Source organism: Rhodococcus sp. PD04 (assembly GCF_035918275.1).
GTDB classification, from domain to species: domain Bacteria; phylum Actinomycetota; class Actinomycetes; order Mycobacteriales; family Mycobacteriaceae; genus Rhodococcus; species Rhodococcus rhodochrous.
Map to the genome: position 1 here is coordinate 153,548 of NZ_CP142145.1, position 24,226 is coordinate 177,773.

Here is a 24,226-nt window from a genome sequence, read left to right on the forward strand (position 1 = left end):
CCTGGTGGCTCATATGCACCTTAACCAGCACAAGTTTATGTTTCAATCGGGTGCGCCAACGATTCGGGACAAAGCAACAATTTGCCCTCGGATTGCCCAAAGGTGCTGCTGACGGAGCAACGAAAGAACCCCACGAACCCGCCTCGATTCATGCCCTGCGCAGCGGTGATCGTATGGTGGAGCGACGATCGAGCCATGCAATCCGCGTAGCGATAGCCCGGGGGGGCGCGCGAGATGGAGGTAACCAGGGGTGGCGCAGTACGACCCAGGTGAGCAGACGGACCCAAACGCACGGAAGCGCGTCGACGAACTGCTTGTCGAAATCCACGAGTCGATGCCCGGCCCGTGGTCATTCGAAGAGTTCAGGACGTGGTTGTCTCGCCGCCGCGGCGTCCCCATCGAGATTCGGCCCCGACCGGACGATCAGCACGTCGACGCTCCATGTGGGTGGACCCTTGTCTGCGAGGACCGCGACATCGTCTACTACCCCCTCGACACACCTGAGACCCGATCACGATTCATCACCTACCACGAGTTCGCACACCTGCTGTTCAACCACGACGACGGTGAAACCGATCGCCAATCCCTGGCCCGCGAACTCGCTCCCGACGTGGACCCCGAACTCGTGAAGAAGGTCTTCGGCCGCACAAACTACGACCGACCCGAAGAACAGGAGGCCGAGCTCCTTGCCCTGCACCTACTGCGCAATGACGTCGAACACCTGGGCATCGGTGTCCGATCCAGCAACCCGAAAGTTGCCACGCGCGTCGGTCGGGCGCTACGGCTGCTTCGGGGTCGATAGATGACCTCGACACTGCCGGCCGCCATCGAGTGGCCGATGATGATCATCCTTCTCACCGTCGCCCTGCTACGGGCGCTGTTCCTACACTCGCGCCTCGACCAGCGATTGACGACCATGCTCGTCTTCTGGGGATTCTGTGCACTCCTGCGTGACCCCCACATCCAGGACCAGCTGGCCGAGCACCTCGTGGATCCGTCAGTTATCCGTCAGACAACCCACATGTTCGCCATGCTCGCCAGTGCGGCGATCATCGGCGCATGCGCGCTCTGGGCCGCCCCTGCGGAACGATCGACGACCGGTCTCGCCGCCGCATGGCACCGGCCCGAAACGCAGCCGATCGTCTATACCGTGGTCTTGACCATGGGACTCGCGCTCTTCCCGCTCTCTGCACCTGCCCGTGCCGCCGGACAGACGCTCGAACAACATGGCGGATGGCAGCTGATCGCCTACATGGTGGTCTATGCGGCCCCTACGATCGTCGCGATCAGCGCGGTGGCGGTGCTCCTCATCGAAGCGGCACGGCAAACGAAGAGTGCGCTGGCGGCCGTCGGATTCGCGCTGGCCGTCGTGGCGTGCGCGATCTCCCTGCTCGACTCCACCACCCGCATCATCAACGCCTGTTTCCTCTACGGCGGTCACCGCAACGCGTTCACAATCTGGCGTAGCGAATCGAACGATGTGCTGTTCTTGCCCGAAGTGACCCTCATCGCGCTCGTACTGACCGGCCCGCTGGTGAACCGACTGGCAGAGCGAATGGGACTGGACAAATCGAGCCGTCAGGTCCGCCGTCTCACCCCCATGTGGAACGACCTGTCCGGCGCTGTGCCGACCGTCATCCTGCAACAGCGCCCCGACCGCGCCGACGAGCTCGCTCAGCGAATGAGCATCGAAATCTGGGACACCCTAATCCGGCTTCGCGACTATCTTCCGCCGCGACTGATTCCCCGGCGCACCCCCGACCTGTCGCACATCCGTGAGCGCGACCGGGTCGGCGTGACAGCAGCGCTTGTGGTGCAGGAGGCGATCGAGGGCTATCGCACCGGGACTCCTCCCGAGTCGTCTTCCGCCACTCCCTCCGACCTCAACCATCTCGATCTTGAAGAACTGGCCCGCGGATGGGTACTAGCTCCTCACACTCTCCGCACCGAGACCGAAGAACAGACAACCACGGAAGGACATGGGCGGCCCGGGCTGTCCACACCACATGGCTGAGCACAACACCATTCCGCATCCCCCCAAACGACTTCCCATCGTCGGCGACGTACTCGGCATGGATCGCGCCAAGCCCAACCAGAAGACCCTCGTCATGCACGAGCTTCTCGGCCCGATCTACCGCCGCACGATCATGGGCATGCACCTGACCTTCGCGTCCGGCGCCGACGTCGTGGCTGACCTCAACGACGAGACCCGATTCCGCAAGCACGTGGGCCGGCCGATCGCCCAGCTGCGTGAACTTGCCGGCAACGGCCTGTTCACCGCAGACAATGGAACCGGCGCCTGGACCGCAGCCCACAACGTCCTCATGCCCGGGTTCACCAAGGACGCCATGCGGGGCTACCACGACACGATGAGCGACACCCTCGCCGAACTCCTCAAGTCCTGGGACCAACGCCCGAGCCAGGCCCTCGACGTCACATCCGAGATGAGCAAGCTGACCAGCGAGGTCATCGGCAGGTGCGGATTCGGCCGCTCGTTCGGCTCGTTCGACCGCGACGAAGTCGACCCCTTCGTCTCAGCCATCCAACGCGCTCTCGACTACTCACAGCGCTCGTCGATCCCACTGCCGATCCTGGGCAAGCTGCTCGGCCGCGCAGAGGCCCGCCAGAACGTCGAGGACATCGCCTACCTGCGCTCGGTCGTCGACGACGTGATCGACGCCCGACTGCAGGGCACCGGGACACATTCCGATCTGCTCGACCTGATGCTCAACAACCCGGACCCTGACACCGGGAAGAACCTCGACCGCGAAAACATCCGCGACCAGGTGATCACCTTCCTGATCGCAGGCAACGAGACCACGTCGAATGCGCTGTCGTTCGCGCTGCATCTGCTTGCCACCCATCCGGAAGTTGCCGCCCAAGTTCGCGCCGAGATCGACGCCGTGTGGCCGGATCGGTCCCGGCCGCAGCTATCCTTCGACCAGGTTTCCAAGCTGCGCTACACCCGCCGAGTGATCGACGAGACGTTGCGTCTGTGGCCTGCAGCGCCAGGCTACTTCCGGGAAGCAATCGAGGACACCACCGTGGCCGGCGGCTACGAGTTCAAGGCAGGGGACTGGGCATTCATCCTGTTGCTGCGTCTGCACCGGGACCCGGTCTGGGGGCCTGACCCCGAGCGCTTCGACCCGGATCGGTTCCTGCCCGAGAACGTCAAGGCACGTCCCGGTCACGTCTACAAGCCTTTCGGCACCGGGATTCGGTCGTGCATCGGTCGGCAGTTCGCGTTGCACGAGATGCAGCTCGCGCTGGCGACGATCGTGCACCAGTACGACCTGGTGGCCGACTCGGACTACTCCTTGGAGGTTGCCGAACTGCTGACCTTGCGGCCGGCAGGGCTCAAACTGGAGTTCCGTCCGAGGTAATGGAGCCGCGGCGGCGGTGTTCGTCCACCAGCGCCTCGAGTTCGGTAACCAGCGATTCGAGGCTGCTCTGGGCGCCATCGCCGCCGCGGAAGCAGATGCCGTTGAGTTTGGCGTCGCGGGCTGCGATCAGCGCGCGGAACTGCAGGTCGTAGTTCGCGGTCCCCGGAAGGTCGATCAAGTAGTTCTCGGGAGCAGAGAACTCACGAGCGATGGCTGCGAGGAGGTCATCGCCCGCGCCCGGGTGGGTACCGCTGCGCAACGCGATGATGTCATCGGCGGTGATCTCTGTACCCAGATCAGCGGATACCGCTGCGGCGACAGACTGAGCAGACCGCTCGGACTGTCCGAACTCATGGGCGAGCTGGAACAGCCGGTCTACACGCGTAGCCACTTCGGCAGCTGTCACGAGTCGATGCCTCCTCTGCGGCTAGCGAATCGTTCCTCGAATCGTGCCGCTAGTTCTTCCGGTATGCCGTTTGCGCGGCCAATCAACCAGCGCCGGTAGTAGCGCTCCTCGGCAGAGGGTTCCTCAGGATCGACCGGTTCAGCAAGATGCGCGCTGAACGCGAATTCGATCATGGTAGGGATGCCGTTCTTCGAACTACGGTTCCGTTCGAGGATGTCGGTGACCCAGGTCCCGGTCAGGGAGGAAACAAAGCGCTGCAACGCCTCGGTGGTGCTGGCCAGCCGATGATTGCCGTCGTCTTCCTCGGCGAGGACAGTCAACGAATTCAGGATCTCCAACAGTTCCGTGAGCTGCTCGAGCGAAACAGGGACTTCCATCGGCCCGAGTTCGAACGCTGGCGCAGGGGAAGCTGGACGGACTGGAGGTTCGGGCAGAGGGGCGGGATGTCCGCCGGCCCACACACGTGCCGCGCTGCCCGGCTCCCATCGCAACGCATGATCGAAGCGATTGCGGGTGGTGGCGGTCGGCTCGCTGCCTTCCGCGCGCTCAATGCGCGTCTGTGTGGTGTCCGAGGGGCCACCAGCTGCTGTGACGTCGTCCTGCGTCATCCCGAGTGCTTCGCGGCGCTCGCGCACGATACGTCCGAAGCGGACGCGGTTGGACGCCTTCATGCCTCACAGCCTAGGGGACCAAGCGACATCAAAGCTAATTGATGGCGAAAAAAGTTCACGATCGACATGCCTCCTTATTCGCCACATGACCTGCGGCTATTACATCTGTCTTGGACATGTCCTCTGTTCGAATGATGCCAGGGTGTCACTTTTGAAGCTGCACGACGGGACGGATGCGCAGCATTATGTCCGATAGAAACACTTGTTCTCCCGGCTGTCCGACGTGAAGCGACCGCTTCTCGCAGTACAGGCACGGTTCATGAGAACTAACTGTGGACGCTCGATTCGCGTGAGATCTGAAACACAGCAGCGGCCCGTTCATAGCGTCGAATCCGACATCGCATCCCAGCCACATCGGAGGTTCACATGACCGCTCCCGCCGCCACCCGCATCCCCGCCAGCCGCGCACTCGGCGCCGACATCAGCGCCGCACGCAACGTCCACGATGCCCTCGAACTCGCCGGGCTGGCCTGGGGGATCGAAGAGCACCCGGCCGATAGCTTCGCCCTCACCACCCCAGGTGGGGTCACCATGACCGGCATGCCGGGGATGCGCTTCTTCCTGCGTTCGGACACCAAGGAGGCGTTGCACCTCGGCGGTGCCCGGTACACACCTGTCACCAACGCGGACGCATTCGCCGCCGCCGACGCTGCGGTCGCGATGGGCGCCCGGTTCGCCACCGGCGGCGCCTTGCGCGGGGGTCGACAGACGTACTTGGAGCTGGATCTGCCGGATGCGGCGGTGAAGGTCGGCGGCAAGGATCTGGTGGCCTTCACGCTCCTACTTCGCACTGCCCACGATGGGTCCGGCCGCGTCTCGGGCGAGGCCCGAGTGAAGCGTCTGGTCTGCACGAATGGGATGACCGCAAACATCGGGTTTCCCGCTACGTTCGCGATCGGTCACACCCGTTCCGCGCACGATCGACTCGCTGCCGCTACGACGATGGTTCAGGGCGCGGTCCGCTTCGCGAAGGAGTTCAGCGCGATCGCGGATCACATGCTCGACACCCCGATGACGCTGACTGAGTTCGGCGCGTTCATCGACGCTATGTACCCGCGGCCCGACGAAGAGAACGCGCGCGAGTTCGGCCGGTGGGAGCGCCGTCGTCACGAGCTGGTCGAACTGTTCCGCTTCGCGGACACCAACGATCTCGGCCGGGGAAGCCGCTGGGGCGCGTACTCGGCGCTGACCGAGTACGTCGACTGGTTCGCACCGGTCCGGGGCGGCGACGACGCCCGGGCGACGCGTCAACTCGACGGCACCGCCCAAGGCGCCAAGGACCGGGCAATGAAGATTCTCGCCGGCGTTTGATCGCTCGCTGGAAAGGGCGGGGAGGCCTGCAGGCCTCCCCGCCCTTTCTCGTCGGCGCGTTGTGCTGTCCGCCCCTAATTCAGCCGACCTACCGCGAACCGTGGGTATCACGGGTATCACGGGTATCGCGTGTTTTCCGGGTACTAGGACTGCAACACTGCAGGTCGGAGGGGAGCAGGGTCGAGTCATCACTCCAACCAGCAGAAAGGACACCCGTGATGACCATCGTGCAGCCAACCGGGAAAATGAGTGCCCGGCAGCTCCGCCACAAGCTCAACGTCGCCCACGCGTCCGGGCGGCTTCAGCCCAACGGCCGCGCACGCGCCGCGAAGGGCAAGTGGCGGGGCGACCGCTCCGCCACCCGCCGCCGTGCGATCTCCGAGCAGGTGAGGTGATGACTGTTCTCGACACGATCTGCGCTCAGATCGACGTATGGGAGAGCGTTCGGAACGACGCCACCGATCAGATCGCGCGCTTGGAGGTCGAACGCGTCCGACAGGTTGCTGCCGTGGTGCACCCGGATGCTCGGGCCTTGCACCTGGGCTGTGACGGTGACGGGTACTACCTCATGGGCATGTTCGCCGATGGCGGCCGCGACATGATCGACGGCACGGTCGACATCGATGGCATCGATCCCGACGATGACCTCACCGACGTTGTCTCGGCGCTCCCTTCGGGTGCTGCCGCCTACGACCGTGACGCCCAGACGTATCTCGTCACGCTGCCTGGTGGCGCGCCTCGGTGCGCTGCGTGCGGTCGCACCTATGACGAGGACGACTCGTGCGCCGACGACCTCTACGGTCGTCATCGCTTCGCCTGACCATCCACCTCGCGGCCTCACCCGACCTCTGTGGGGTGAGGCCGCTGGTGTGCATGGCGGGACGGGGCAATGGGGCTGTCCGTTAGGCGCGGAGGACGCTACGGATGCCGAAATATGTGACTGAAATACCCGTTCCATGAAAGGGGTACTTTTGCAGCATGAACGGGACACGCTGGTTGACAATCGCAGCCGAACTCGCCACCACCCAATGGGGCCTGTTCACCACCGCCCAAGCCCGCGCCGCCGGCATGCACCCCAAGCACCTCGCCACCCTCGCCGACGCCGGCGCCATCCACCACGTCCGCCACGGCATCCACCGCATCCACGGCGCCCCCTGGCACCCCCACGAAGACCTCCGGGCAGCCTGGCTCGCACTCGACCCCACCCGCAGCGCCGACGAGCGCCTCACCGAAGACCCCATCACCGCAGCCGTCTCACACCGCAGTGCCGCCAAGGTCCTTCAGCTCGGCGACGTCGATGCGGACCACCTCGAGTTCACCCTCCCGCGCCGGCGCCAGACCCGACTGGCCGACCAGCGATTCCACGTCGGCGCCCTCGCCTCCGACAACACCGAGCTCGTCGACGGCCTACCCGTCACCACCGCAGCACGCACCATCGACGACCTCGCCGCCGACCTCCTCGACGGTGGCCACCTCGCCGGAATCATCCACACCGCAATCAGCACCGGACGACTCACCTACGACGCGGCCGCCACAATCCTCGACCGGCACTCCCGCCGCTACGGCCACCCCCGCAACAACGGCCAGCGGCTGCTCGAGCATCTCCTCGCCTGACCAACACCCAGAGGTTCATCCTCGGGGCACACGGGGTCTACTCAATCGCCGGGAGACAACGGTAGACCGACCATCTCCTCGAACTCTGCCCGGCGATCGTCCTCCAACCTGTCCCAGACATCCCGGTACGAGTGCCACGGGATGCCATGGTGAATCCCAGCAGGCTCGCCCCAAAAGCAGACGTTCAACTGCTGTTACCGGCGACGCGGGAATGCACTGCAGCGTCATGAACTGTCGGTCCCCGCTGTCCGCGAACACGCTCACGCTCCCAGGAGACGCCGGCTATTCGTCGACCTCCCGGACCGGAAACTGCACTGCAACACCGGGAACCACCGCCGCAGACGATTCCCTGCATGACCCAGCGATACCGCAGCACCGGCGCCTTCCACATGGCCCTGAACGCACGCATCAAGTCCGTAGCTGCTGCCACCGGCGCACCAGCCGCACAGGTCCGCCGCCAGTTCCTGGCTCAACGGTTCCTTGCCCGCGTGTTCGCCGACCCCACCGCTCCCTGGATCCTGACCGGCGGCACCGGGCTCCTGGTCCGTCTCGCAGGCGCACGGCACAGCGAGGACCTCGACCTGCTCCACACCAGCGCAGGCACCGACGCCGAAACGGCAATCGACGACCTGCGAGCGACCATCGCCGCTACCGAAGGTCTCGACCCGTTCCGGTTCACGATCAGCGTGCCAGCCACGCTCCACGGCCTGACCGGCGGCGCCACCGTGCGCGTCAACGCACACCTCGGAACCACCCCCGCCGGGAACTTCCCCGTCGACCTGGTCGTCGGCCGTAGCACCGTCGGACGCATCGAACGCCTCGCTCCGGCACCGGTACTCGACCTCGACGGCATCACCCCCACGCCCGCGATCGCCCTCTATCCCATCGCGGACCAGCTGGCCGACAAGATCGCCGCGACCTACTTCCGCTACGGCCCGCGTCGCTCGCCGTCGACCCGCTTCCACGACCTGGTCGATCTGCTGTTCATCGTCACCCATTGCGCCATCCCCGCCGCCGACACCCATGCGGCGCTCACCAGCGAATTCCGCCGTCGACAGATGCCCGCCGTCACAGCCATATCCGTACCCGGCGACCGCTGGCATGACGGCTACCGTCGCACCGCTCGACTCGCTGGACTCCCCTCCGAGTACACCGATCTCGACCACGCCCTCGCGACGGTGGGCGCATGCCTGAACCCACTGCTCGACAGCACCCGCACCACCGGCACGTGGTGCCCGGACGCTGGCGCCTGGCTCGACGACTAACCGTCCCGGGGCTCACGCCCGGCACCCTCCCGGCCAGCACTCACGCTGTCCGACACCCTCGCACGTGGCGAATGCCCAAACCAGCACTGCACAGATCGACGCTGCAACAACGGAACTCGGCGCACGAGACGGTGAAACCGCACCGCCGCCCTAACACCAGGAGCCGACCATGACCCTGTCGCTGATCATCCCGATGGCCGCATTCGTCGCCGCTGCCGGCATCGGAGCCCGCAAGTGGCTCTACGTCCCCTTGGTGCTGCTCGCGATCCCCGCGCCCGCAGTCGCCACGGTCCTCGCCTCGATTGCCCTGGTCTGGCTCGCTCGCCGCTACGCCGCCAACGCTCGCCCCATCGCCTCCAGCATCCTCGCCGCAATTTCCCTCATTGGCTGGTTCATCGGCACCGGTCCCAGTCTGCAGGGCTACGGCGCGTTCTCGCTGCTCCTGATCCTCGTTGGCCTCGCCCTCACCGCGGTATCCCTCATCCGAATCACCGGCGCGGATATGGAACCCCAACCTGAGGTCGCGTCGAAGTCAGCCACCGAGTCCAACGCCTGACCTCCGGCCTGGCCGCCAATTGATGAACCAGCGCCGACAACCGGGATTGGCCATGGGTTCTGTCCAACCAATGCGAGAACCCCAGCACCAGCGAGGACGATGGACCGATGCCATACGAACCCATGACCCTGACCACCGCCGATGCAGGGCAACTGCTGACCCTCCAACGCGCCGCTTACGTCACCGAAGCGCAGGCCCACCGAGACCTCGAACTCCCACCGCTGACCGAAACCCTCGACGAACTGATCACCCAACTCGTCCAGCCCGCGGTCACCGCATTAGCATCCGCGACGACACCGGACGCCTCATCGCTGCCGTCCGCCTCCCCCGCATGAACCACGAACCCCATGCGGCCGAACTTGGCCGCCTCGTCGTCGCACCCGACCAGCAAGGTCGCGGCCTTGGCACCCAACTTCTTCACCATGCCGAGATGCACCTGCAACCGCGAGTGACCGAACTACGACTGTCCACCGGTGAACACAGCGAAGCCAACCTGCGCCTGTACGGAGGACACGGTTACCGCAAAACCGGGCGCACGCCGACCCCCGCCGGCTACGCCCTGATCCACCTCACCAAGCACCTCAACTGACCGCTGTTCACCCACGCGAAGCCGGTGGTGGCTGGCCACGGGATCGGGATCACGCGCAGCCAGCCCGAGACCTCCAACGATCAGAGTTCGCCCGCAACGTCGGCTCGGTAGTGCCTGTTGCTGTCGTCGAGAACCTCATCCCAGTCGACCCCAACCGCATCCGTGAGATGGTGCAGATCAACAAGCAGATCGAGGACCCCGATCTTCAGATCCTCACCGGCATCGCCGACCAGCCGCATGTAGTCGGCGAGCACTCCCACGACGTTCAGCGCCCGCACCGCGTTCGCCTCCGCCGGATCCTCGATCTCGTAGCAACGGGGCGTCTGACTGTGAAGGACCATCGCCTTCGCGAGATCCTCGACAGATTCCGCAGCCCGCAACGTGGGCAATGCCTTCACCGGCATGGGTCCTCCAGATTTCGTAGTGATCGAGAATGACGGCACCATCGTCGAATCCGTACCTGCCTGGTGTTTCACACCCCATCCCTGCTGCACACTGCCAGTGCTGCGCTGCCGGCCGCGGAGGCGTCTCTGGCAATCGGTCGGCGTGGTGAAGCCCGACCGTACGGTGGCCTCCGCCGCTTGGAGCACCATCAAGCGAGCGTCGAGCGGGGCCACCAGCTGGCTCTCGGCGCGGTAACCGTGAGGAGCGTTGCATGAGGATCCCCGATGACACCCTCGAACAGATCCGGGAGCGGGCCAGGATCGACGAGATCGTCGCCCGCTATACGCGTCTGGTTCCTGCATCCAGGGGAGAGGCGAAGGGCTGCTGTCCGCTCCCGGACCATGACGAAAGGACGCCCTCGTTCTACGTCAACCCCGGAACCGGGGTCTTTCACTGCTTCGGGTGCGACCGAGGCGGGGATGTCATCACCTTTCTCGAACTCGTCGAGCAGCTCACCTTCCGTGAAGCGGTCGAACAGCTCGCCGAACAGGTTGGGGCGGCGATCCTGACCGACCGCGAGCAGGCACACCGCAGCAGCACAGAAGGGACACCGAAACTGCTGCGTGCAGCCCTAGAGATCGCCGCCGAGGTGTACGCAACCGCGATCACCGACGACCCCGCCGCCGCGTCTGCCCGTGAGTACCTGACCGAGCGCGGCTTCACCGACGCGCACATCCGTCAGTGGGGGATCGGCTTCGCACCTCGCGGCCGCACCACGGTCCTCGGCGCACACCTGGCCACCCGCGGGCTGCCCGCGAATGCTGGACACGATGCCGGGCTCATCCGTCGGGGCCGGGCCGGTCAGCCCTACGACACCTTCGCCGGCCGACTGATCTGGCCCCTGCGCGACCCGCAGGGCCGCATCGTCGGGCTCGCCGGTCGCAGCCTCGATGACCCCGGCCACAACCCCGACCGCTACCGCAAATACGTCAACAGCGACGACAGTGCTCTGTTCCGCAAGTCCGACACGCTTTTCGGGCTTGCAGCCGCACGACCCGCCATCGTCAGGCAGCGACGCGTGATCGTCGTCGAGGGATACACCGACGTCATGGCAGTGGCAGCCGCCGGACATCCCGAGGTCGTCGGTGTGTGCGGCACCGCTTTCACCGCGACACACGCACGACTGCTGTCCAGACTCCTCGGGTCCGACGGAGAGATCGTCGTGATGTTCGACGCGGACGACGCGGGACAGACCGCCGCCTGGAAGATCGCTGTCGCCTGCCACCAGTTCGCGACGGTCACCCTCGCAGTTCCGGGGAAGAGCGGTTCGGACCCGTGTCAGCTGCGCGCCGATCACGGCGACCAAGCCGTAAGGGACGCCGTAAACGCACGTCAACCTCTGATTCGGCAGATCCTCGGCCGCCTCCTCTCCGACGCTGACACACCCGAGAAGGCAGCCGTGGCCGCGCGCCGGGCAACAGCGATGCTTGGCGAACTCACCGACGACGTCCTGATCCTGCGGTACCGACGATGGCTGGCCGGCGAACTCGGGATCCCCGAAGGCCAACTTCAGGTCCCCGCCCCACCGTCACCACCGCCGTCCCTCAAAGTCACTCCGATCGAGCGTTTGGACTGCATTCGAGATCTCGCGGCCCAACTCGTCGACGACCCAACACTGTGGAGTCGCCTGCAGCTACCCGAGGTGCTCGAACTCGCAGATCTGCTTCCCGACCGGTACTGCGCCGTCGTCGAGCGCGCCGCGGTGGCCCCACCGGAGATCCCGGACCGATGGGCCTGGCTGCTGTCCACGGCTCCCGATGAGGCAGCGCGTGCTGCGGTGACAGCGTTGCGGGCCGGCGCACCGCTGCAGCGGGAGCCGATGAGAGCGGTGAGCGAATGTGCGCGGGCGTACGGCCCGGCGCGGTTGGCTGCGGTGCGGGCGGATACAGCCGACCCCGACTCGGTTGGCAGGTTCGCTCAGTTGGCGGCCGGGCTATCCCGTGTCATGAAGTGATCTGGTGAGTTAGGTTCCACAGCAGAGGGATCAAGTCAGGTGCAGAGCAGATTCGCAGCGAGGGCAGTTCAACGCTGACCGGGACCGATCCAGAGCATCGGTCCCGGTCAGACGAGGAGAATTACGCGGGTTCGCAGACGCGCCCTGAGTTGGGGCGTAGCTCGTTGCCGTTGATCTCGAGGCCCGTTTGTGCGGCGCCTAGCCGGCCGACAGCAACCTTGCCGGTGCCAATGCGGTTCACAGAACCGTCGGGGTTGGGAGTGGCGCAGTCGTAGTAGATGAAGTATCCGCCGTCGGGCTTCTCGCGCATGATGCGCTGCATCAGGTTGACATGGATTCGGCGCAGGCCAAGCGCGTCATCGCTGCCGAGGTGAACATGGGCGATGATGAGGTCATCGTCGTCGCTGGCGATCTCGTACGGCGGTACCTCGACCTCTGCGACGGGGGCGGTCGATGAGCTTGTCGCTGCCGGAGCTGCGGATTCGTCGCGGTCGGGACCGAACACGAAGCGATCGCACGCGACGAGAACCAAGTACACGACAACGATTCCGCCCACGACCTTCGCCGCGGTGGTCTTCCAGTTTCGTGAATTGGTCTCCTGAGGCTGTTGAGATTCTGGGTGCCCCGCCGCTGGAAGAGGTGGTGCTGAATTCGTGGCCTGGTGGGTGTGTTCTGTCCACCGATGTCCATCCCACCAACGAACGAGGTGGGGGTTGTCGGGATCGGGGTGCCAGCCGGGCGGCGGGGTGGTCATGCGCTGTTGATTCCTTTCGTCCGCTAATTATCTGGACTGGACTGCGCGTCGTTACCTCACGGAGTGAGGTCCGCGTCACCCGGCGGTGCCCCGCTGCCTCGCGCTCGGCGCTCTCGCAGCGCCCGACGGAGAGGAGCTCGATCGTCTCGAAGCGAAGTCTCGACACAGACTGCAACACCGGCGCATTGGTGTCGGCATCGTTGCTTACGTTCGGAACAACGATCGAAAACACACCAACCGGAAGGACTTACCGATGACGACAGGATTCACCGCGCCGCGCGGTCGAGGACGGCGAAGCCCCGTCAAGCCGATCGGTTCGACGCGACCCGCGGCCGCCGCGCCGGCCCAGGAGCCGACACCCACCGGCGACCCGACACCGACCCCGCCCGAGCCAACCCCGGCCGCGACCGGCGACGCCGCACCCTCACCCTCACCCGCCGCCGAGTTCACTCCCGAGGGGGAGGAGCAAGCCACAGTCCCCGAGCCGACTCGCGGCGTCCCGTCGGGTTCCGCGCCCGATTCGGCGTCGACTGCCGAAGCACCGGCCGCGCCGGTACGCGAGCAGCCGCGCCCCGCTGCACAGGCGAAGCCGCGGACCACCGCACCCACCCCGGAGCCGGAGCAGCCCGCAGTCCCGGTCGCCCAGCCCGAGCAGGACCAGCAGCCCACGCCTCTCCCCAGGGAAGCCTCGCGAACCGCCGGCCACCCCACCCCCGCCACGCCGCTCGTGGTGGTCTCGAACGGGACCGTCAGCTATGCCAGCTCTTCGATCCACGTGCTCGACCTCGACGCCGCCACCCGCGCCGACAACGCACACGCCGTCCTCGACACCATCACTGCGCTCAAGGAAGCCGCCACCGACGGACCGGTCGAAGACCTGGTCAACACGTTGTTCGGCATCCTGCGCGCCAAGGTCTGAGAACCACACACAGCTCCGCCCCGATGCGTTGGGGCGGGCCGGACCACACCACGAGCCACCGAAGGAAGACCCATGATCACCGTCAGTGCGGAACCCGCAACGGTCGCCAGTTTCGCAGCCCACCTGATCGCCGACGAGGACCGGATCGACCGCCTCCTCCCGAAAGACCCGTGGTTCCACCACGGCTCTGCCTACCTCGACAGCGCATACGGCATTCTCGCCGAATACCTGGCCGTAGACTGGCAGACGCTGACCTCGACCGAGCCTGCCCTCGCCCTGCACGGTGCGGTCGCCGGCGCTGCCGTCGAGGTCACCGTGGACCTCGTCGGACCCGAACCGAATGAGCAATCCCTCAGCGGCGTCGTGTACCTCGACCTCCCGAACATCGACACCCTCCGACTCGCACTCCCGAACGTCACCCGCGATACCGACATGTTCTCCGCGCACCACCTGTACGACCCTGCCGCCCAGATCAACCACGTGATCGCGACACTGTGCGATCTCGTCAACAGGGCACTGAAGCCGGTATCCACACTGCTCGACACCACGGCCTGACGGCCGCACAAACTCTGAAACACCCGCCATCGCAGGCCCATAACGTTCGGGACGAACCAACAACCTCCCGAAAGGACCACTCATGACACCTGCGACTCTGCCCGCGACGGAACTGCCCATCCCCGACCTCGACTGGTCAATCGCGTCCTACAAAGGCCACCCGACCTCCGACGGTTTCGCGTACGTCGCGAGTCTGCGGCGCAACGGCAAGAAGGTCGCCAGCGTCGAGCACGACGGCCGCGGCGGCACCGTGATGGTGTTCTGGACTACGGCCGCGAAGGAACACCGCCAGGCCTGGAACCGGTGGGTCGCCGACTACCAGAGCCTGCACCCTGAGAACGCTGCCTACGAACCCGAGAGCACTGCCGTCGAGTCGCTGATCGACGAGTACGAGGTTGCAGCGAAGCTCCGACGTGCGACACGGCGCGAAACGCCCGTGCTTCGACCCGGCGAATCCGTCCTCTCCTCCGGCGGCTTCACCGCACTTCGCGGTCTCCCTGACTCGCCCGAGGTCAAGGCATTCCTGAGGAAGCCCGACCACGACTTCGATCGATTCTGGGACGGAAAGCGCTGGGTCAAGCTGTGAGATACGCGGGCCGGTGACGAGCGAATTGCTTGCCACCGGCCCGTTCTCGTTCTGCGACGCCGCCGACTGGATAACCAGCGACGTAGCGTCTCGCACCGAGCACACCGGATCGTTCCCTACCGGTGACCCCAACGACAGGAGACGAGTATGCCCCAGCGCGACAGCATTGTGGTCCTCACCGAGAGTGAGGCCGCCGTGGTCACGGCCGCCACCAACAACGACCACATCAAGGAGGCGATCAAGGCGCTCAATGCTCGGATCACCGAGAACAGCGCGGCCATGAAGTCGACGCGGTCGGGACCGAAGACCTCCGAGGAGTTCGAGAAGGCGCGGAACGCGGCACAGGAGAACCTCCAGTTGCTGGAGGCGCTGCCCGAGAGTGAGGGCAAGGCCGCGTTGGTCAACGAGTTGAAGCAGGCCGCCGTCCTCTTCGACGAGGGTCTGGCCATGCACGGGCAGGGAAACTGACCTATGACCGCAACGATGGATGCAGCAGGTCAAGGGCTCGCGACGAAGGCAGCCCGCATCCAGGCGATGCGTGCGCGGCTGTCGGCTCTCGATCCCGACCAGTCCCGGCTGTTCGCAGAGACCGCGGCAGCAGCGTCCGATACTCAGAGCAACGCATTGGACGAGCTCACAGAGGCAATCGAAAGCCGAGGCTTTGCAATGGGTTTCTATCGAGAGTCGCGTCCGCGTGCATTTCTGGCGCATGAGGCCGTGTGTCGAGATGCCCGGCTGCCTGGGGTTTTTCCCTACGGCGCGGAGGCAGCGGCGGTGAGCGCGTCCGCGGCGATCCTCTATGAAAACGAGGCACTGGTTGCAGGCCATGGGGTGCGCTCCGCTTTGTTGGCTCCGGTGGTGGCCATCCTCGGTCCGGAGCGGGACTGGATGGTGCCCGAAGCAGGCTGACTCGTTCGGCCACACCGATACGCCGGTGTATCCACAGTCACTGTGGGTGCACCGGCGTATTTCGTTGTGCACCAGGGGCAGACGTGTCGATTTGATGCCTGCCGGGGTGGTGGTCAGGGAGACCTCGGTCGGCGTGAAGTCGACAAGTCCGCAGGTGCCGCATCCAGTGTGAGCCGACCGCCCGCAGGGGAGAGATGCCGGAGCTGGCGCCGGTCGGCCTGTCGGTGGATGAGCACGACGAGTACCCCGTTCGAATTGTGCTCATCGAACGGGGAGGTGGTTGCTGCAGAGCGAAAGAAGCTGGGGTCGCTCAGAAGCAGTGTGGGGCGATGGCCTCGGACGCGCGGGGTCTCGTGACAGATGGCACGGCGCGGTCAGCGTGCTCAGCTCTGGGGCTGCGGCCATGAAGAGGGATCGCCACATGAACAGATGTGCTGACTGGATCCAGTTGTGTGCGTGGAGGATCGATGCCAGTGGCGTCACGGAGTCTCGTGAACAATCTCACCGTGCACAGTCGCGTTCGGCCAGGGTGCGTAGCCGTACTAGGTGCGCGCATCGATCGGGAGTGCACTCTCGCGGACGTGCCGGGAGAGGAGAACGGAGAGCCGGTCCTGTTCGACCTCCGTAGCCGGCTGGTGACGGGAGGGGTCGACGAACCCGAATAGAGCCCGTGCGCGCCTGCCGGCGAATCCGCGCGCAGCGACGGCGTCTTCTGCTGCACGATTCGTGCGATGTCGACCTTGCCGGCTCGGAATCGACGGGGGATGCGGCCGGTGAGTCGGCGTAGCAGCGCCCGAGGTGTACGAGAGAAGGCAGCTGCGGTAACAGCGTCGGCCGGGATGCTCGGCTCGGCGGTGTCGGGGACGATCAGGTCGTCGAAGGACAGCTGACCGTTGTCCACGGCGCGATCCTGGGACTCGGTCTCAATGTCGTGCTCGACGTCCAGGGTTTCGAGTTCGACGACAACCTCATCGAGCGCCTTCTTGCGCGGCGGCTTCGTTTCGAATGCGTCGCGGACCCCGAGGTTGAGCGCCAATTTGTGGACGTTGCGGTAGTGCATGCGGAGGATCTTGCCGAGGAAGTTCATCGACTTGCCCTGCTTGGCACCCCGCAGGACGATCGCTTCACTTTCGGCGGCGCTGAATTCGTGCTCGCGGAGCAGCCCGGGGTCGTGGAAGGCGAGCTCGACAACATTCTCGTCTGGCCTGTCCAGGTCAGATCTGTTGTCGTCAGTGGCCTCCGGTCGCTTGGCGGTGTCGGGGATCCATTTGAGGGCGGTGTCGTCGGCGTGGATGTCGGCGTCGGGGTATCCGTCGTAGTCCCATGCCACCCCGGCGCGGACGACTGCGCACGGGCCGATGCCGTCGAGGATTTCGACTCGGGTCCGGGTGCGGCATGCTTGCACGAGTGGGCAGGTAGCGCAAACAGCAACGGCGCGTTGACGATCCGACGTTTCGTCAGACTCGAACACGTCGAGGATGGCGTCGCAAAGACGGTCAGCAGAATCGGCGACACCAATAGGGTCGCCGAGCACAGCTGTGCTCATGGTGTGTCCTATGCAAGTTGTGTGGCAGATCCGATGGTGATCACTCTAGCGCACTGCGAGCGAAGTGGTGGGATGCGCTGCTGTTTCGGTGGCCCCGAGTTGCGTTGCAACACACGGAGAAGCGAAATGTCACCGTTGGACCATGACCTACCGATTCGCCACCATCGGATGCACGCACGCCGGCTACAGCACCCGCGGCATGCGGATGCACCGCCCCACCGGCTGGAATCTCCGCGTCGTCGACGGCCAACTCGCATACAGCCAGGCCGTCACTCAGATCATCGACGCCGGCTGCCGAGGTCTGTGGCACGGAGGAGACGTCACTCACTGGTCCCGCCCACTGCCGCGCGACGTCGAATCAGTCCAGCGTCTCGACGACCTCATCTTTGACGCGGGACTCTGGAACGGGAAGAACAGCGGCAACCACTGCGCAGGCTCGGGTGCAGACCTTTCCGCCGTTGCCATGTTCGACCGACCCACGATGAACGCCTTCACCGTCTATCCCGACAGCCGCCGCGCGCCGGAAGACAGCGTCGGCCCGTACCCCGGCCTCTACGAGATCCACCAACCCGACCCCGATCAGGCCATCTACTTGCACGTCGTAAGCCACTACGGTCTCGACCCGGATCTCCGCAACCAGGGCATCCACATCGAACCGGAGCCTCTCGACCACGGCATCAACATCTTGTGCTCGCACGGCATCTTCGTCGGGGACGAACGCCTCTACAAGGCCGCCGAACGGCACGGCGCCGACCGCCTCGTCCCGACCGAGTGGGTAACCCGAGGGTTCGACCTCACCCTCCTGTCGGACTTCCACACGCCCGGCCCCGTCAACGGATTCGGAGACCCCGATGGGCGTGGTCAGGTCTGGTACACCGGCTCGACGGTCCGCCGCGGGTTCTCCGACGACGAGTCGCCCCGAGGATGGCTCCAAGTCGACCTGCCCGACGCCGGCGCACCCCACGTGACACTGCGCGAGATCTGGCAGCGCCCACAGCGTGACTTCGACCCGATCGACGCCACCACCATGACGGTCACGCAGATCAACGACCTGGTGCGCGATCGCCTCGCTGCACAGCGCTGGATCGACGCCGAGTCGGAAGCTCTCACCGGCGACGGCGGATGGATCCTGCGTCAGCGCATCGTCGGCGCCACACCGCAGCAGCGGCAAGGCATCTACGAACTCGCCGGGGAATGGGCGAATGCAGCACGCGACGCCGCGTACTGGTCCACCACCTTCGAAAACCCGCTCAGCGGAATCTCACTCGCGCAGCCCACCCACGAACAAATCTCGATCACCGAGCGCGTCGTCGACCTGCAAGTCGCGCTCGACCACCGCACCGATCACGGAAACGTCGGCAAGACCCTGCGCGATGCCCCCGAGTCTCTCCGCGAAGCCGCCCTTACCCAGGCCCGCGCCGCACTTGGCGCACCCTGCGCGGGCTGACATTCGGAGAAGCAGGCACCTACCCTCCCACCACCAAGACATGCCGATGCGCACAATCGACATCCGACCACCACAGAGGAGCAGCCATGTCGCCCACAGTCGACGATCCGTTGACGGACCACGGCCTACCCGTGTTCGTGCTTCCTGACGGAACGGTCCTGCCTTCGACCGATGCACACGGAAGACCGATCGCAGGATTCAACGGTCTGGCTATCGGGACCGGCCCCGACGGTGAGATCGTGATCATGCCCTCGGACTGGTCGAGCAGTGACACAGATGTGGACTGGACGCCGTTTTCAGGAGTCGTCCACAACGGTGCCGCGGTCGTCGATGTACCTGTCGCAGCAGCGGGTGAGACGCAATCGGCTGTGGCGGCGCCGATGTCCCCGGAGTCGTGGGGCGACTCGTTGACGACCGTGCTCGTGTCAGTGTCCGTGCTGGCCTTCGCGGTCGCTGCCGTCCTGGGTGCCAGAATCTGGCGTCGCATGAGTCGGTCCTGATGAGAGACGACCTCGACCAGGTCTCTGATCGGCAAGGACCGGATCGTAGTCATCCGCTGTGCCTCGCAGGCTCGCCGCGCTGGGCAAACCGAGGGTGAGATCGGCGTCTGTATCCAGCCGGACTGTGCCTCGGAACCGATCCTCAGACCTGCTCGGAGGTGTCCACGCTGACGCAGTCCGGCAGAGTCGGTGGTGGACGGTTGCGAGGTGTGCCGCCCACCAGCGCTCGGGCGCATGTTTGTTCTCTGGAGCAAGTGACGTGCAGGACCGCCTGCTCGCTGCCATGTTCCGTGGACTCCGTCGACGGTTACCACAGTGCCAGGGGCGTGCCGGCGTCCTCTGCGGCCCGGATGCGTGCCTCGATTCGGGCCGCGCTGTCGCCGTTGCGCAGCCCTGCCCGTACCGCTTCGGCGATCGCACGACTGCGCCCGGCCGAGCCGCGCACATCGGCGAGAGGCGAATTGAAATTGCGGCGCCGACGCAGGTACTCGATGCGGTTGGTGCCGTTCGTACCGAGCCGCATGTGCCGGGGATTGGTGCAGGCCGCGTAGTCACATTGATGACAGACGGTGACGTCGTCGGTGGCGGCCCAACCGAGCCTGGGGATCACGTCGTATTCGAGTTGATAGGCGAACAGATGAGCCGGGACGGTCCCGCGGCGTTCGAGTCCGATGTTGCCGGCTCGGAACGAACCGTGGCCGGTGGAGCTGATGGCACCGATGAACGGCCAGCAGGTTTGGGGACTGCGGCGGTAGCGCTTGGCTTCGAACCGAGCGACGACCACCGGATCGGACAACCACTGCCGCCACAGGTCGGCCGGCACCCGCACCGGGCGACGATCACCGAGTAGAGCCAGCTGCTCGCCGCGGTCGGGCACTCCCTCGAGGTCGAGCATCAGACCGCTGTCCACCGACACTGCCCACCACCTTCCTCCGGCCACGCCCCTCCGATCGTACGGGCATTTCCGCAGGTCGGCGAGACATACTCGATGTCGGTGTCACGACTGAAACACCCACCCCGAGCCGTTCGTAGCGTCACAGGCATCGACAGGCACCATCACGAAAGGGACCGGGATCATGCTGCGGTTGAAGTCGCTGGAGATCACCAACATCCGCTCCGTCGAGCACATGACACTCGATGTGGACCCGGACGGCACGACCGCTCTGTACGGCCCCTCGGGGGTCGGCAAGTCGGGCATCCTCGACGCGTTGCCGTGGTGCCTGTGGGGAGACACCGGGTCAGCCGGATCGGCAGCTGCACTGCGCCGCGAGGGATCCACCGAACCCGCCCAGGTCACCGCCACCGTTCTCATCGGCAGCGACGAGGTCGTTGCCGTACGCCGGATCACCCGCTCCGAGGCCGGTGTCGAATCCGCGTCGGCGAAACTGTGGATCAACGGCGTCAAGCAGTCGAACGTCACGCCGGCGTCGTTGACCCGGATCATCACCGAGCTGACCGGGCTGACCGCGAAGACGTTCCGCGGCGCGTTCTACATGGCGCAGGGGCAACTGACCGAACTGATGACGGGCACCCCTGCGAAGGTGCAGGAAACGTTCGAAGAGCTGACCGGCCTCGACGACCTGACCAAGCGTATCCAGGGACTGCGTGAAGAGTGCAAGGACGCCGCGGTCCGGGCCGAGGCACTGCCCGGTGACCCGGCCGAGGTGAAGCGAACCGCCGACGACGCCGAGGAAGCCGGGGCCGAAAGTGATCGCCTGCAGCAGGAATGCAACCGAGCCGCGGCTGACGCTGCCGAAGCCCGGACCATCTGGGATGCCGCCAACCAGCAGGCGAAGGAACTGCAGCGCGCCGAACGCCTCGCCCGCGATTCCCGCGAAGCCGTAGTCGGCGCCCAGGCACTTGCAGCGGACGCCGGGCAGGCTGTCGACGCGGCCCGCCAACGTCTCCACGATCTCGGTGAGGCAACCAGCGGGGATCACGAACCGCGGGGCGCCGTCGCCCGCCAGGCGTGCACCGATCTCGAACACGCGCTCGGCGAACTGACCCGCCGCGGCACGGAACTCAAGTCCGCCGCCGGGCAGGAGAGCAGTGCCCGGACCGCCGCCGAGCAGGCCCGCGCAGCACACGCGGCCGTCGACCCGGATGCGTTGGCCGCCGCGGTGACCGCCGGGCAGGCCGAGGTGGAGGCCGCGCGAAGTGCACACCAGGAGGCCCTGCGGGCAGCGCACGTCGCCGACGCCGCCGTCGCCCAACGCGACGAGGCCATCGCGACGCTCTCCCGCGCGATGGACGCTGCCGCATGCCCGACCTGCCGACAGGACGTCGGCGACGTCGCCGCCCTGATCGACGAGCAGCGCACGATCCTGGACCAGGCACGTGCGGAGGCGACGGCCGCCCACCAGAGGGCAACCGCGCTGGACCGGGCCCTGCTCGACACCGAGACCCGGCTGCGCAAGGCCCACGACGCTCTCGCGAACGTCGACAGCCTCGCGCGCGTCGCCGAGCACGCGGAGGCCGCGGCCAGCGCCGCGACCCTGCACGCCGACCAGGCCGCCGGGGCGCTGGCCGAGCTGGTCGCCACTCACCAGAACGCACCGGCACCAGCCGGGCGGGACGAGATCCACCGGGCAGCGCTCACCGTGCACGCGCAACTGACCGCACAGCTCGCCACCGCACGCACGGTCACGACGGCATGGAATGCGTTGGCCGACGCCCTCACCCGGGCGGCTGCTGCCGGCGAGCGCGTCGAGGTGGCACGCGCCGCGGTGGTGGACGCACCGAGCCCCACCGACGTCGCGGCCGCCGAGTCCCGCGAAGCAAACGCACGCGCCGCCCTCGACGCTGCACAGGCACGCGCCGCGGACGCCGCAGCGCACGCCCAGGCCGCGCGCGCCACAGCGATGCAACTCGACGGCATCGCCGACGATGCCGCCACCCGATGGGAGCTCAAGAGAGAGGCCGCCGAAAAGGCGGAAATCGCCCGCATCGCCCGTGACATCGGAATCGCCCTGCGCCGAGATCTGCTCGCCGAGTACTGCGCCACGATCTCCACAGCAGCGACCGACATCCTGACCCGACTGGGCGGAGAACATGTGGGGTTCGTGATCGACGAGACGTTCGTACCGCAGGTGGTGTTGCCCGACGGGACAACCCGCGCCACCCGGCAGCTCTCCGGCGGCGAGAAGGCCCGCGCCGCGGTGTGCGCATTCATCGGGTTCTCCCGCCAGCTCGCCGGCGGTGGCAAGCCCGGCATGCTGTTCGCCGACGAAATTACCGCCTCGCAGGACGAAGCATTCCGGCGGGACATGCTGACGATGCTGCGCGCCCTGGAAATGCCGATGATCGTCGTCTCGCACACCGCCGACGTCCTCGACATCGCGTCGCGGGTGATCCGCCTGCAGCGCCCGCCACTCGGATCCACCCAGCTCGCCGCGTGATCAGCGGCCACCTCGGCTGTCGATGATCGCGATGTCAAGACAGCCGGGGTGGACCATCGCTCGTCTACCGTTCGACCGCTCCACCACCCTTCGAAAGGATCACCACCTCGTGCTCGCCTACGGATACGTCGGATTCCCTGCAGGGTCAGGGAACTCGTCAAGTGCAGCGATAGACCTGGTGCTGCTGCGTGACGGGACGCCGCGACGCTGCCACGGCACGATCGGCGCGTCTGCCTGGGAGTCCACACCCACTGGATATGACTCGCTGCTCGACGGGATCCTGCAGCTGGGGTCGAACGTCGAAGACACCCGCGACCGAATCGGCGACCCAGATTCGCTGCCGATGCGCGTGATCGAACTCGCCGACACCGTCACCGACGACCGGGTCCCGAACGCCTTCATGGTCGCGTACTTCAAGTCGGACGACCCCGACAAGCAGATCGAACAGTTCGCCAGCGCCGCCTTGGCCGCCGGTAGCGACGCCCCCGCGGTGGACTGGGACAGCGACCCCGCCGGCACCGACCTGGAACCGGCAACCGCCTCCGACCCCGACCAGACGTACAGCACCCCGTCCGGGGACCCCTACCTCCCGCGGATGGTCGGCGGCATCGTCGACGTCACCGTCGTGCGCGCCGCCATCGCCCACGGGTGGACCGTCGGCCTCGCCGGCGAACCTGGCTCAGGCAAGACCACGCTCGCGCAGGTCGCAGCGCCGGACCTGCTGCAGTTGACGTTCCACGGCGAGACAACCGTCGAAGACATCGTCGGCCGCTATAACCCCGATCCGACTGCACCGTCGGGGTTTGCCTGGGTCGACGGGCCCCTGCTGCAGGCCATGCGGGAAGGACGTCCGTTCCTGGCCGACGAGCTGCCGCGCGCGCCGCAGGAAGTGCAATCAGTGTTCCTCTCCGTGTGCGATCACCGCCGCACCTACATCGACACCTCCAACCCCCATGTCGGTCAGGTCGACGCCGCCGACGGCTTCGCGGTGCTGATCGCGTACAACCCCGGCTCCGGGTTCGGGATCCCCGAGGCGCTGCACGACCGGATCGCGTTCACCGTCACCGTTCCCACGGACCTGTCGACCGCGGAGAACCTCGGGGTACCGAAGGCATTCGTCGACGCCGCCCGCGCCCTGATGACAGCGAACGACGTCGCACGAGCGAAGAGCCTTGAGTCGGTGTGGGTGCCGTCGCTGCGCGCTCTGCTGAAGGCCCGCGACATCGCCCCGGTACTCGGCATCGGCTTCGCAGCACGATCGTTGGTGTCGGCCTGCCCGGAGCCGCTCCTGCGCGGCCGAGTCGCCCAGGAGCTGGAAAAGCACCTCAGCCTGGGTTCGGGCGAGCTCGGCGTACTCGTCGCCCAGTCCTGACCAACACACACATCCGCACCAGAATCGGGTGCATCGAGAAGGGAATC

Annotated in this window: 26 protein-coding genes; 20 read left to right on the forward strand and 6 right to left on the reverse strand. The window is 66.2% G+C overall.

From position 1 onward, the window contains the following. Positions 1-250: 250 nt before the first annotated feature. Genes U9J23_RS27390 through U9J23_RS27400 form a run of 3 tightly spaced genes read left to right on the forward strand, consistent with a single transcriptional unit; the run spans position 251 to position 3,383 of the window. Positions 251-802: a hypothetical protein gene (locus U9J23_RS27390; protein WP_326603397.1), complete on the forward strand. Its 552-nt coding sequence runs from the start codon at positions 251-253 to the stop codon at positions 800-802. Continuing rightward, positions 803-2,014, forward strand: coding sequence for an MAB_1171c family putative transporter (locus tag U9J23_RS27395; protein ID WP_326603399.1), 1,212 nt, complete (start codon positions 803-805; stop codon positions 2,012-2,014). Next, the gene (locus U9J23_RS27400; protein WP_326603401.1) at positions 2,007-3,383 is read left to right on the forward strand and encodes a cytochrome P450; all 1,377 of its coding nucleotides are present in this window, start codon (positions 2,007-2,009) and stop codon (positions 3,381-3,383) included. The genes U9J23_RS27395 and U9J23_RS27400 overlap by 8 nt, the downstream gene beginning before the upstream one ends. On the opposite strand, the gene U9J23_RS27405 is transcribed toward U9J23_RS27400, so the two are convergent. Both U9J23_RS27405 and U9J23_RS27410 read right to left on the reverse strand, forming a co-directional pair. Continuing rightward, on the reverse strand, positions 3,358-3,789 hold the full coding sequence (locus U9J23_RS27405; RefSeq protein WP_326603403.1) for a hypothetical protein: 432 nt from the start codon (positions 3,787-3,789) through the stop codon (positions 3,358-3,360). The two genes, U9J23_RS27400 and U9J23_RS27405, sit on opposite strands and share 26 nt — an antisense overlap. Continuing rightward, positions 3,786-4,460: a helix-turn-helix domain-containing protein gene (locus tag U9J23_RS27410; RefSeq protein WP_326603404.1), complete on the reverse strand. Its 675-nt coding sequence runs from the start codon at positions 4,458-4,460 to the stop codon at positions 3,786-3,788. The genes U9J23_RS27405 and U9J23_RS27410 overlap by 4 nt, the downstream gene beginning before the upstream one ends. Before the next feature lie 366 nt (positions 4,461-4,826). On the opposite strand from U9J23_RS27410, the gene U9J23_RS27415 reads away from it, so the two are divergent. From U9J23_RS27415 to U9J23_RS27450, 8 genes are all read left to right on the forward strand, one after another. After that, complete coding sequence (locus U9J23_RS27415; protein WP_326603406.1) at positions 4,827-5,771, forward strand: DUF932 domain-containing protein; 945 nt, start codon at positions 4,827-4,829, stop codon at positions 5,769-5,771. Between the two features lie 218 nt (positions 5,772-5,989). Beyond that, the gene (locus tag U9J23_RS27420; RefSeq protein WP_229568619.1) at positions 5,990-6,166 is read left to right on the forward strand and encodes a hypothetical protein; all 177 of its coding nucleotides are present in this window, start codon (positions 5,990-5,992) and stop codon (positions 6,164-6,166) included. Then, positions 6,166-6,591 (forward strand): hypothetical protein, encoded by a 426-nt coding sequence (locus U9J23_RS27425; RefSeq protein WP_326603409.1) that lies wholly within the window; start codon positions 6,166-6,168, stop codon positions 6,589-6,591. The genes U9J23_RS27420 and U9J23_RS27425 overlap by 1 nt, the downstream gene beginning before the upstream one ends. A gap of 158 nt (positions 6,592-6,749) precedes the next feature. Then, positions 6,750-7,385 (forward strand): type IV toxin-antitoxin system AbiEi family antitoxin domain-containing protein, encoded by a 636-nt coding sequence (locus U9J23_RS27430; protein ID WP_326603411.1) that lies wholly within the window; start codon positions 6,750-6,752, stop codon positions 7,383-7,385. A gap of 353 nt (positions 7,386-7,738) precedes the next feature. Next, positions 7,739-8,650 (forward strand): nucleotidyl transferase AbiEii/AbiGii toxin family protein, encoded by a 912-nt coding sequence (locus U9J23_RS27435; protein ID WP_229568621.1) that lies wholly within the window; start codon positions 7,739-7,741, stop codon positions 8,648-8,650. A 169-nt stretch (positions 8,651-8,819) separates the two neighbouring features. Further along, complete coding sequence (locus U9J23_RS27440; RefSeq protein ID WP_138845962.1) at positions 8,820-9,206, forward strand: hypothetical protein; 387 nt, start codon at positions 8,820-8,822, stop codon at positions 9,204-9,206. 107 nt (positions 9,207-9,313) lie between these two features. Beyond that, positions 9,314-9,541 carry a hypothetical protein gene (locus U9J23_RS27445; protein WP_326603631.1) on the forward strand — a complete coding sequence of 76 codons (228 nt, stop codon included), beginning with the start codon at positions 9,314-9,316 and terminating at the stop codon, positions 9,539-9,541. After that, positions 9,514-9,795, forward strand: a complete 282-nt coding sequence (locus U9J23_RS27450; RefSeq protein ID WP_326603625.1) for a GNAT family N-acetyltransferase — start codon at positions 9,514-9,516, stop codon at positions 9,793-9,795. Before U9J23_RS27445 ends, U9J23_RS27450 begins: the two co-directional genes overlap by 28 nt. An 80-nt stretch (positions 9,796-9,875) precedes the next feature. Here the strand turns inward: U9J23_RS27450 and U9J23_RS27455 are convergent, their stop codons facing one another. Beyond that, positions 9,876-10,412, reverse strand: a complete 537-nt coding sequence (locus U9J23_RS27455; protein ID WP_229568626.1) for a hypothetical protein — start codon at positions 10,410-10,412, stop codon at positions 9,876-9,878. A 38-nt stretch (positions 10,413-10,450) separates the two neighbouring features. Here U9J23_RS27455 and dnaG point away from each other — a divergent pair, with 38 nt between their 5' ends. After that, positions 10,451-12,193: a DNA primase gene (dnaG, locus tag U9J23_RS27460; RefSeq protein ID WP_326603415.1), complete on the forward strand. Its 1,743-nt coding sequence runs from the start codon at positions 10,451-10,453 to the stop codon at positions 12,191-12,193. Positions 12,194-12,314: 121 nt separating this feature from the next. Here the strand turns inward: dnaG and U9J23_RS27465 are convergent, their stop codons facing one another. Further along, the gene (locus U9J23_RS27465; RefSeq protein ID WP_138845959.1) at positions 12,315-12,947 is read right to left on the reverse strand and encodes a DUF2510 domain-containing protein; all 633 of its coding nucleotides are present in this window, start codon (positions 12,945-12,947) and stop codon (positions 12,315-12,317) included. Positions 12,948-13,200: 253 nt separating this feature from the next. On the opposite strand from U9J23_RS27465, the gene U9J23_RS27470 reads away from it, so the two are divergent. The 5 genes from U9J23_RS27470 (at position 13,201) to U9J23_RS27490 (ending at position 15,916) form a co-directional block, all read left to right on the forward strand. Continuing rightward, a complete protein-coding gene (locus tag U9J23_RS27470) occupies positions 13,201-13,866 on the forward strand; it encodes a hypothetical protein (protein WP_193904151.1) in 666 nt (221 codons plus the stop codon). A 72-nt stretch (positions 13,867-13,938) separates the two neighbouring features. Then, the gene (locus U9J23_RS27475; RefSeq protein ID WP_326603420.1) at positions 13,939-14,421 is read left to right on the forward strand and encodes a hypothetical protein; all 483 of its coding nucleotides are present in this window, start codon (positions 13,939-13,941) and stop codon (positions 14,419-14,421) included. A gap of 82 nt (positions 14,422-14,503) precedes the next feature. Beyond that, positions 14,504-15,007: a hypothetical protein gene (locus U9J23_RS27480; protein WP_326603422.1), complete on the forward strand. Its 504-nt coding sequence runs from the start codon at positions 14,504-14,506 to the stop codon at positions 15,005-15,007. A 147-nt stretch (positions 15,008-15,154) separates the two neighbouring features. Then, positions 15,155-15,475 carry a hypothetical protein gene (locus U9J23_RS27485; protein ID WP_193904154.1) on the forward strand — a complete coding sequence of 107 codons (321 nt, stop codon included), beginning with the start codon at positions 15,155-15,157 and terminating at the stop codon, positions 15,473-15,475. 3 nt (positions 15,476-15,478) lie between these two features. Further along, a complete protein-coding gene (locus U9J23_RS27490) occupies positions 15,479-15,916 on the forward strand; it encodes a hypothetical protein (protein ID WP_326603423.1) in 438 nt (145 codons plus the stop codon). A gap of 310 nt (positions 15,917-16,226) precedes the next feature. On the opposite strand, the gene U9J23_RS27495 is transcribed toward U9J23_RS27490, so the two are convergent. Next, positions 16,227-17,462, reverse strand: coding sequence for a hypothetical protein (locus tag U9J23_RS27495; RefSeq protein WP_326603425.1), 1,236 nt, complete (start codon positions 17,460-17,462; stop codon positions 16,227-16,229). A 142-nt stretch (positions 17,463-17,604) separates the two neighbouring features. Here U9J23_RS27495 and U9J23_RS27500 point away from each other — a divergent pair, with 142 nt between their 5' ends. Further along, on the forward strand, positions 17,605-18,909 hold the full coding sequence (locus U9J23_RS27500; protein WP_326603426.1) for a hypothetical protein: 1,305 nt from the start codon (positions 17,605-17,607) through the stop codon (positions 18,907-18,909). An 807-nt stretch (positions 18,910-19,716) separates the two neighbouring features. Here the strand turns inward: U9J23_RS27500 and U9J23_RS27505 are convergent. After that, positions 19,717-20,325 carry a hypothetical protein gene (locus tag U9J23_RS27505; protein ID WP_138845949.1) on the reverse strand — a complete coding sequence of 203 codons (609 nt, stop codon included), beginning with the start codon at positions 20,323-20,325 and terminating at the stop codon, positions 19,717-19,719. A gap of 160 nt (positions 20,326-20,485) precedes the next feature. Here U9J23_RS27505 and U9J23_RS27510 point away from each other — a divergent pair, with 160 nt between their 5' ends. Further along, positions 20,486-22,807: an AAA family ATPase gene (locus U9J23_RS27510; protein ID WP_326603428.1), complete on the forward strand. Its 2,322-nt coding sequence runs from the start codon at positions 20,486-20,488 to the stop codon at positions 22,805-22,807. 178 nt (positions 22,808-22,985) lie between these two features. Then, on the forward strand, positions 22,986-24,179 hold the full coding sequence (locus tag U9J23_RS27515; protein WP_193904160.1) for an AAA family ATPase: 1,194 nt from the start codon (positions 22,986-22,988) through the stop codon (positions 24,177-24,179). Positions 24,180-24,226: the final 47 nt, after the last annotated feature.

Bases quoted from the DNA above. Each gene is read 5' to 3' on its own strand.
- U9J23_RS27510 (WP_326603428.1), top strand. From the start codon at position 20,486: ATGCTGCGGTTGAAGTCGCTGGAGATCACCAACATCCGCTCCGTCGAG.
- U9J23_RS27430 (WP_326603411.1), top strand. From the start codon at position 6,750: ATGAACGGGACACGCTGGTTGACAATCGCAGCCGAACTCGCCACCACC.
- U9J23_RS27420 (WP_229568619.1), top strand. From the start codon at position 5,990: ATGACCATCGTGCAGCCAACCGGGAAAATGAGTGCCCGGCAGCTCCGC.
- U9J23_RS27415 (WP_326603406.1), top strand. From the start codon at position 4,827: ATGACCGCTCCCGCCGCCACCCGCATCCCCGCCAGCCGCGCACTCGGC.
- U9J23_RS27470 (WP_193904151.1), top strand. From the start codon at position 13,201: ATGACGACAGGATTCACCGCGCCGCGCGGTCGAGGACGGCGAAGCCCC.
- U9J23_RS27400 (WP_326603401.1), top strand. From the start codon at position 2,007: ATGGCTGAGCACAACACCATTCCGCATCCCCCCAAACGACTTCCCATC.
- U9J23_RS27410 (WP_326603404.1), bottom strand. From the start codon at position 4,460: ATGAAGGCGTCCAACCGCGTCCGCTTCGGACGTATCGTGCGCGAGCGC.
- U9J23_RS27485 (WP_193904154.1), top strand. From the start codon at position 15,155: ATGCCCCAGCGCGACAGCATTGTGGTCCTCACCGAGAGTGAGGCCGCC.
- U9J23_RS27500 (WP_326603426.1), top strand. From the start codon at position 17,605: ATGACCTACCGATTCGCCACCATCGGATGCACGCACGCCGGCTACAGC.
- U9J23_RS27440 (WP_138845962.1), top strand. From the start codon at position 8,820: ATGACCCTGTCGCTGATCATCCCGATGGCCGCATTCGTCGCCGCTGCC.
- U9J23_RS27395 (WP_326603399.1), top strand. From the start codon at position 803: ATGACCTCGACACTGCCGGCCGCCATCGAGTGGCCGATGATGATCATC.
- U9J23_RS27445 (WP_326603631.1), top strand. From the start codon at position 9,314: ATGCCATACGAACCCATGACCCTGACCACCGCCGATGCAGGGCAACTG.
- U9J23_RS27475 (WP_326603420.1), top strand. From the start codon at position 13,939: ATGATCACCGTCAGTGCGGAACCCGCAACGGTCGCCAGTTTCGCAGCC.
- U9J23_RS27480 (WP_326603422.1), top strand. From the start codon at position 14,504: ATGACACCTGCGACTCTGCCCGCGACGGAACTGCCCATCCCCGACCTC.
- U9J23_RS27465 (WP_138845959.1), bottom strand. From the start codon at position 12,947: ATGACCACCCCGCCGCCCGGCTGGCACCCCGATCCCGACAACCCCCAC.
- U9J23_RS27435 (WP_229568621.1), top strand. From the start codon at position 7,739: ATGACCCAGCGATACCGCAGCACCGGCGCCTTCCACATGGCCCTGAAC.
- U9J23_RS27495 (WP_326603425.1), bottom strand. From the start codon at position 17,462: ATGAGCACAGCTGTGCTCGGCGACCCTATTGGTGTCGCCGATTCTGCT.
- dnaG (WP_326603415.1), top strand. From the start codon at position 10,451: ATGAGGATCCCCGATGACACCCTCGAACAGATCCGGGAGCGGGCCAGG.
- U9J23_RS27425 (WP_326603409.1), top strand. From the start codon at position 6,166: ATGACTGTTCTCGACACGATCTGCGCTCAGATCGACGTATGGGAGAGC.
- U9J23_RS27490 (WP_326603423.1), top strand. From the start codon at position 15,479: ATGACCGCAACGATGGATGCAGCAGGTCAAGGGCTCGCGACGAAGGCA.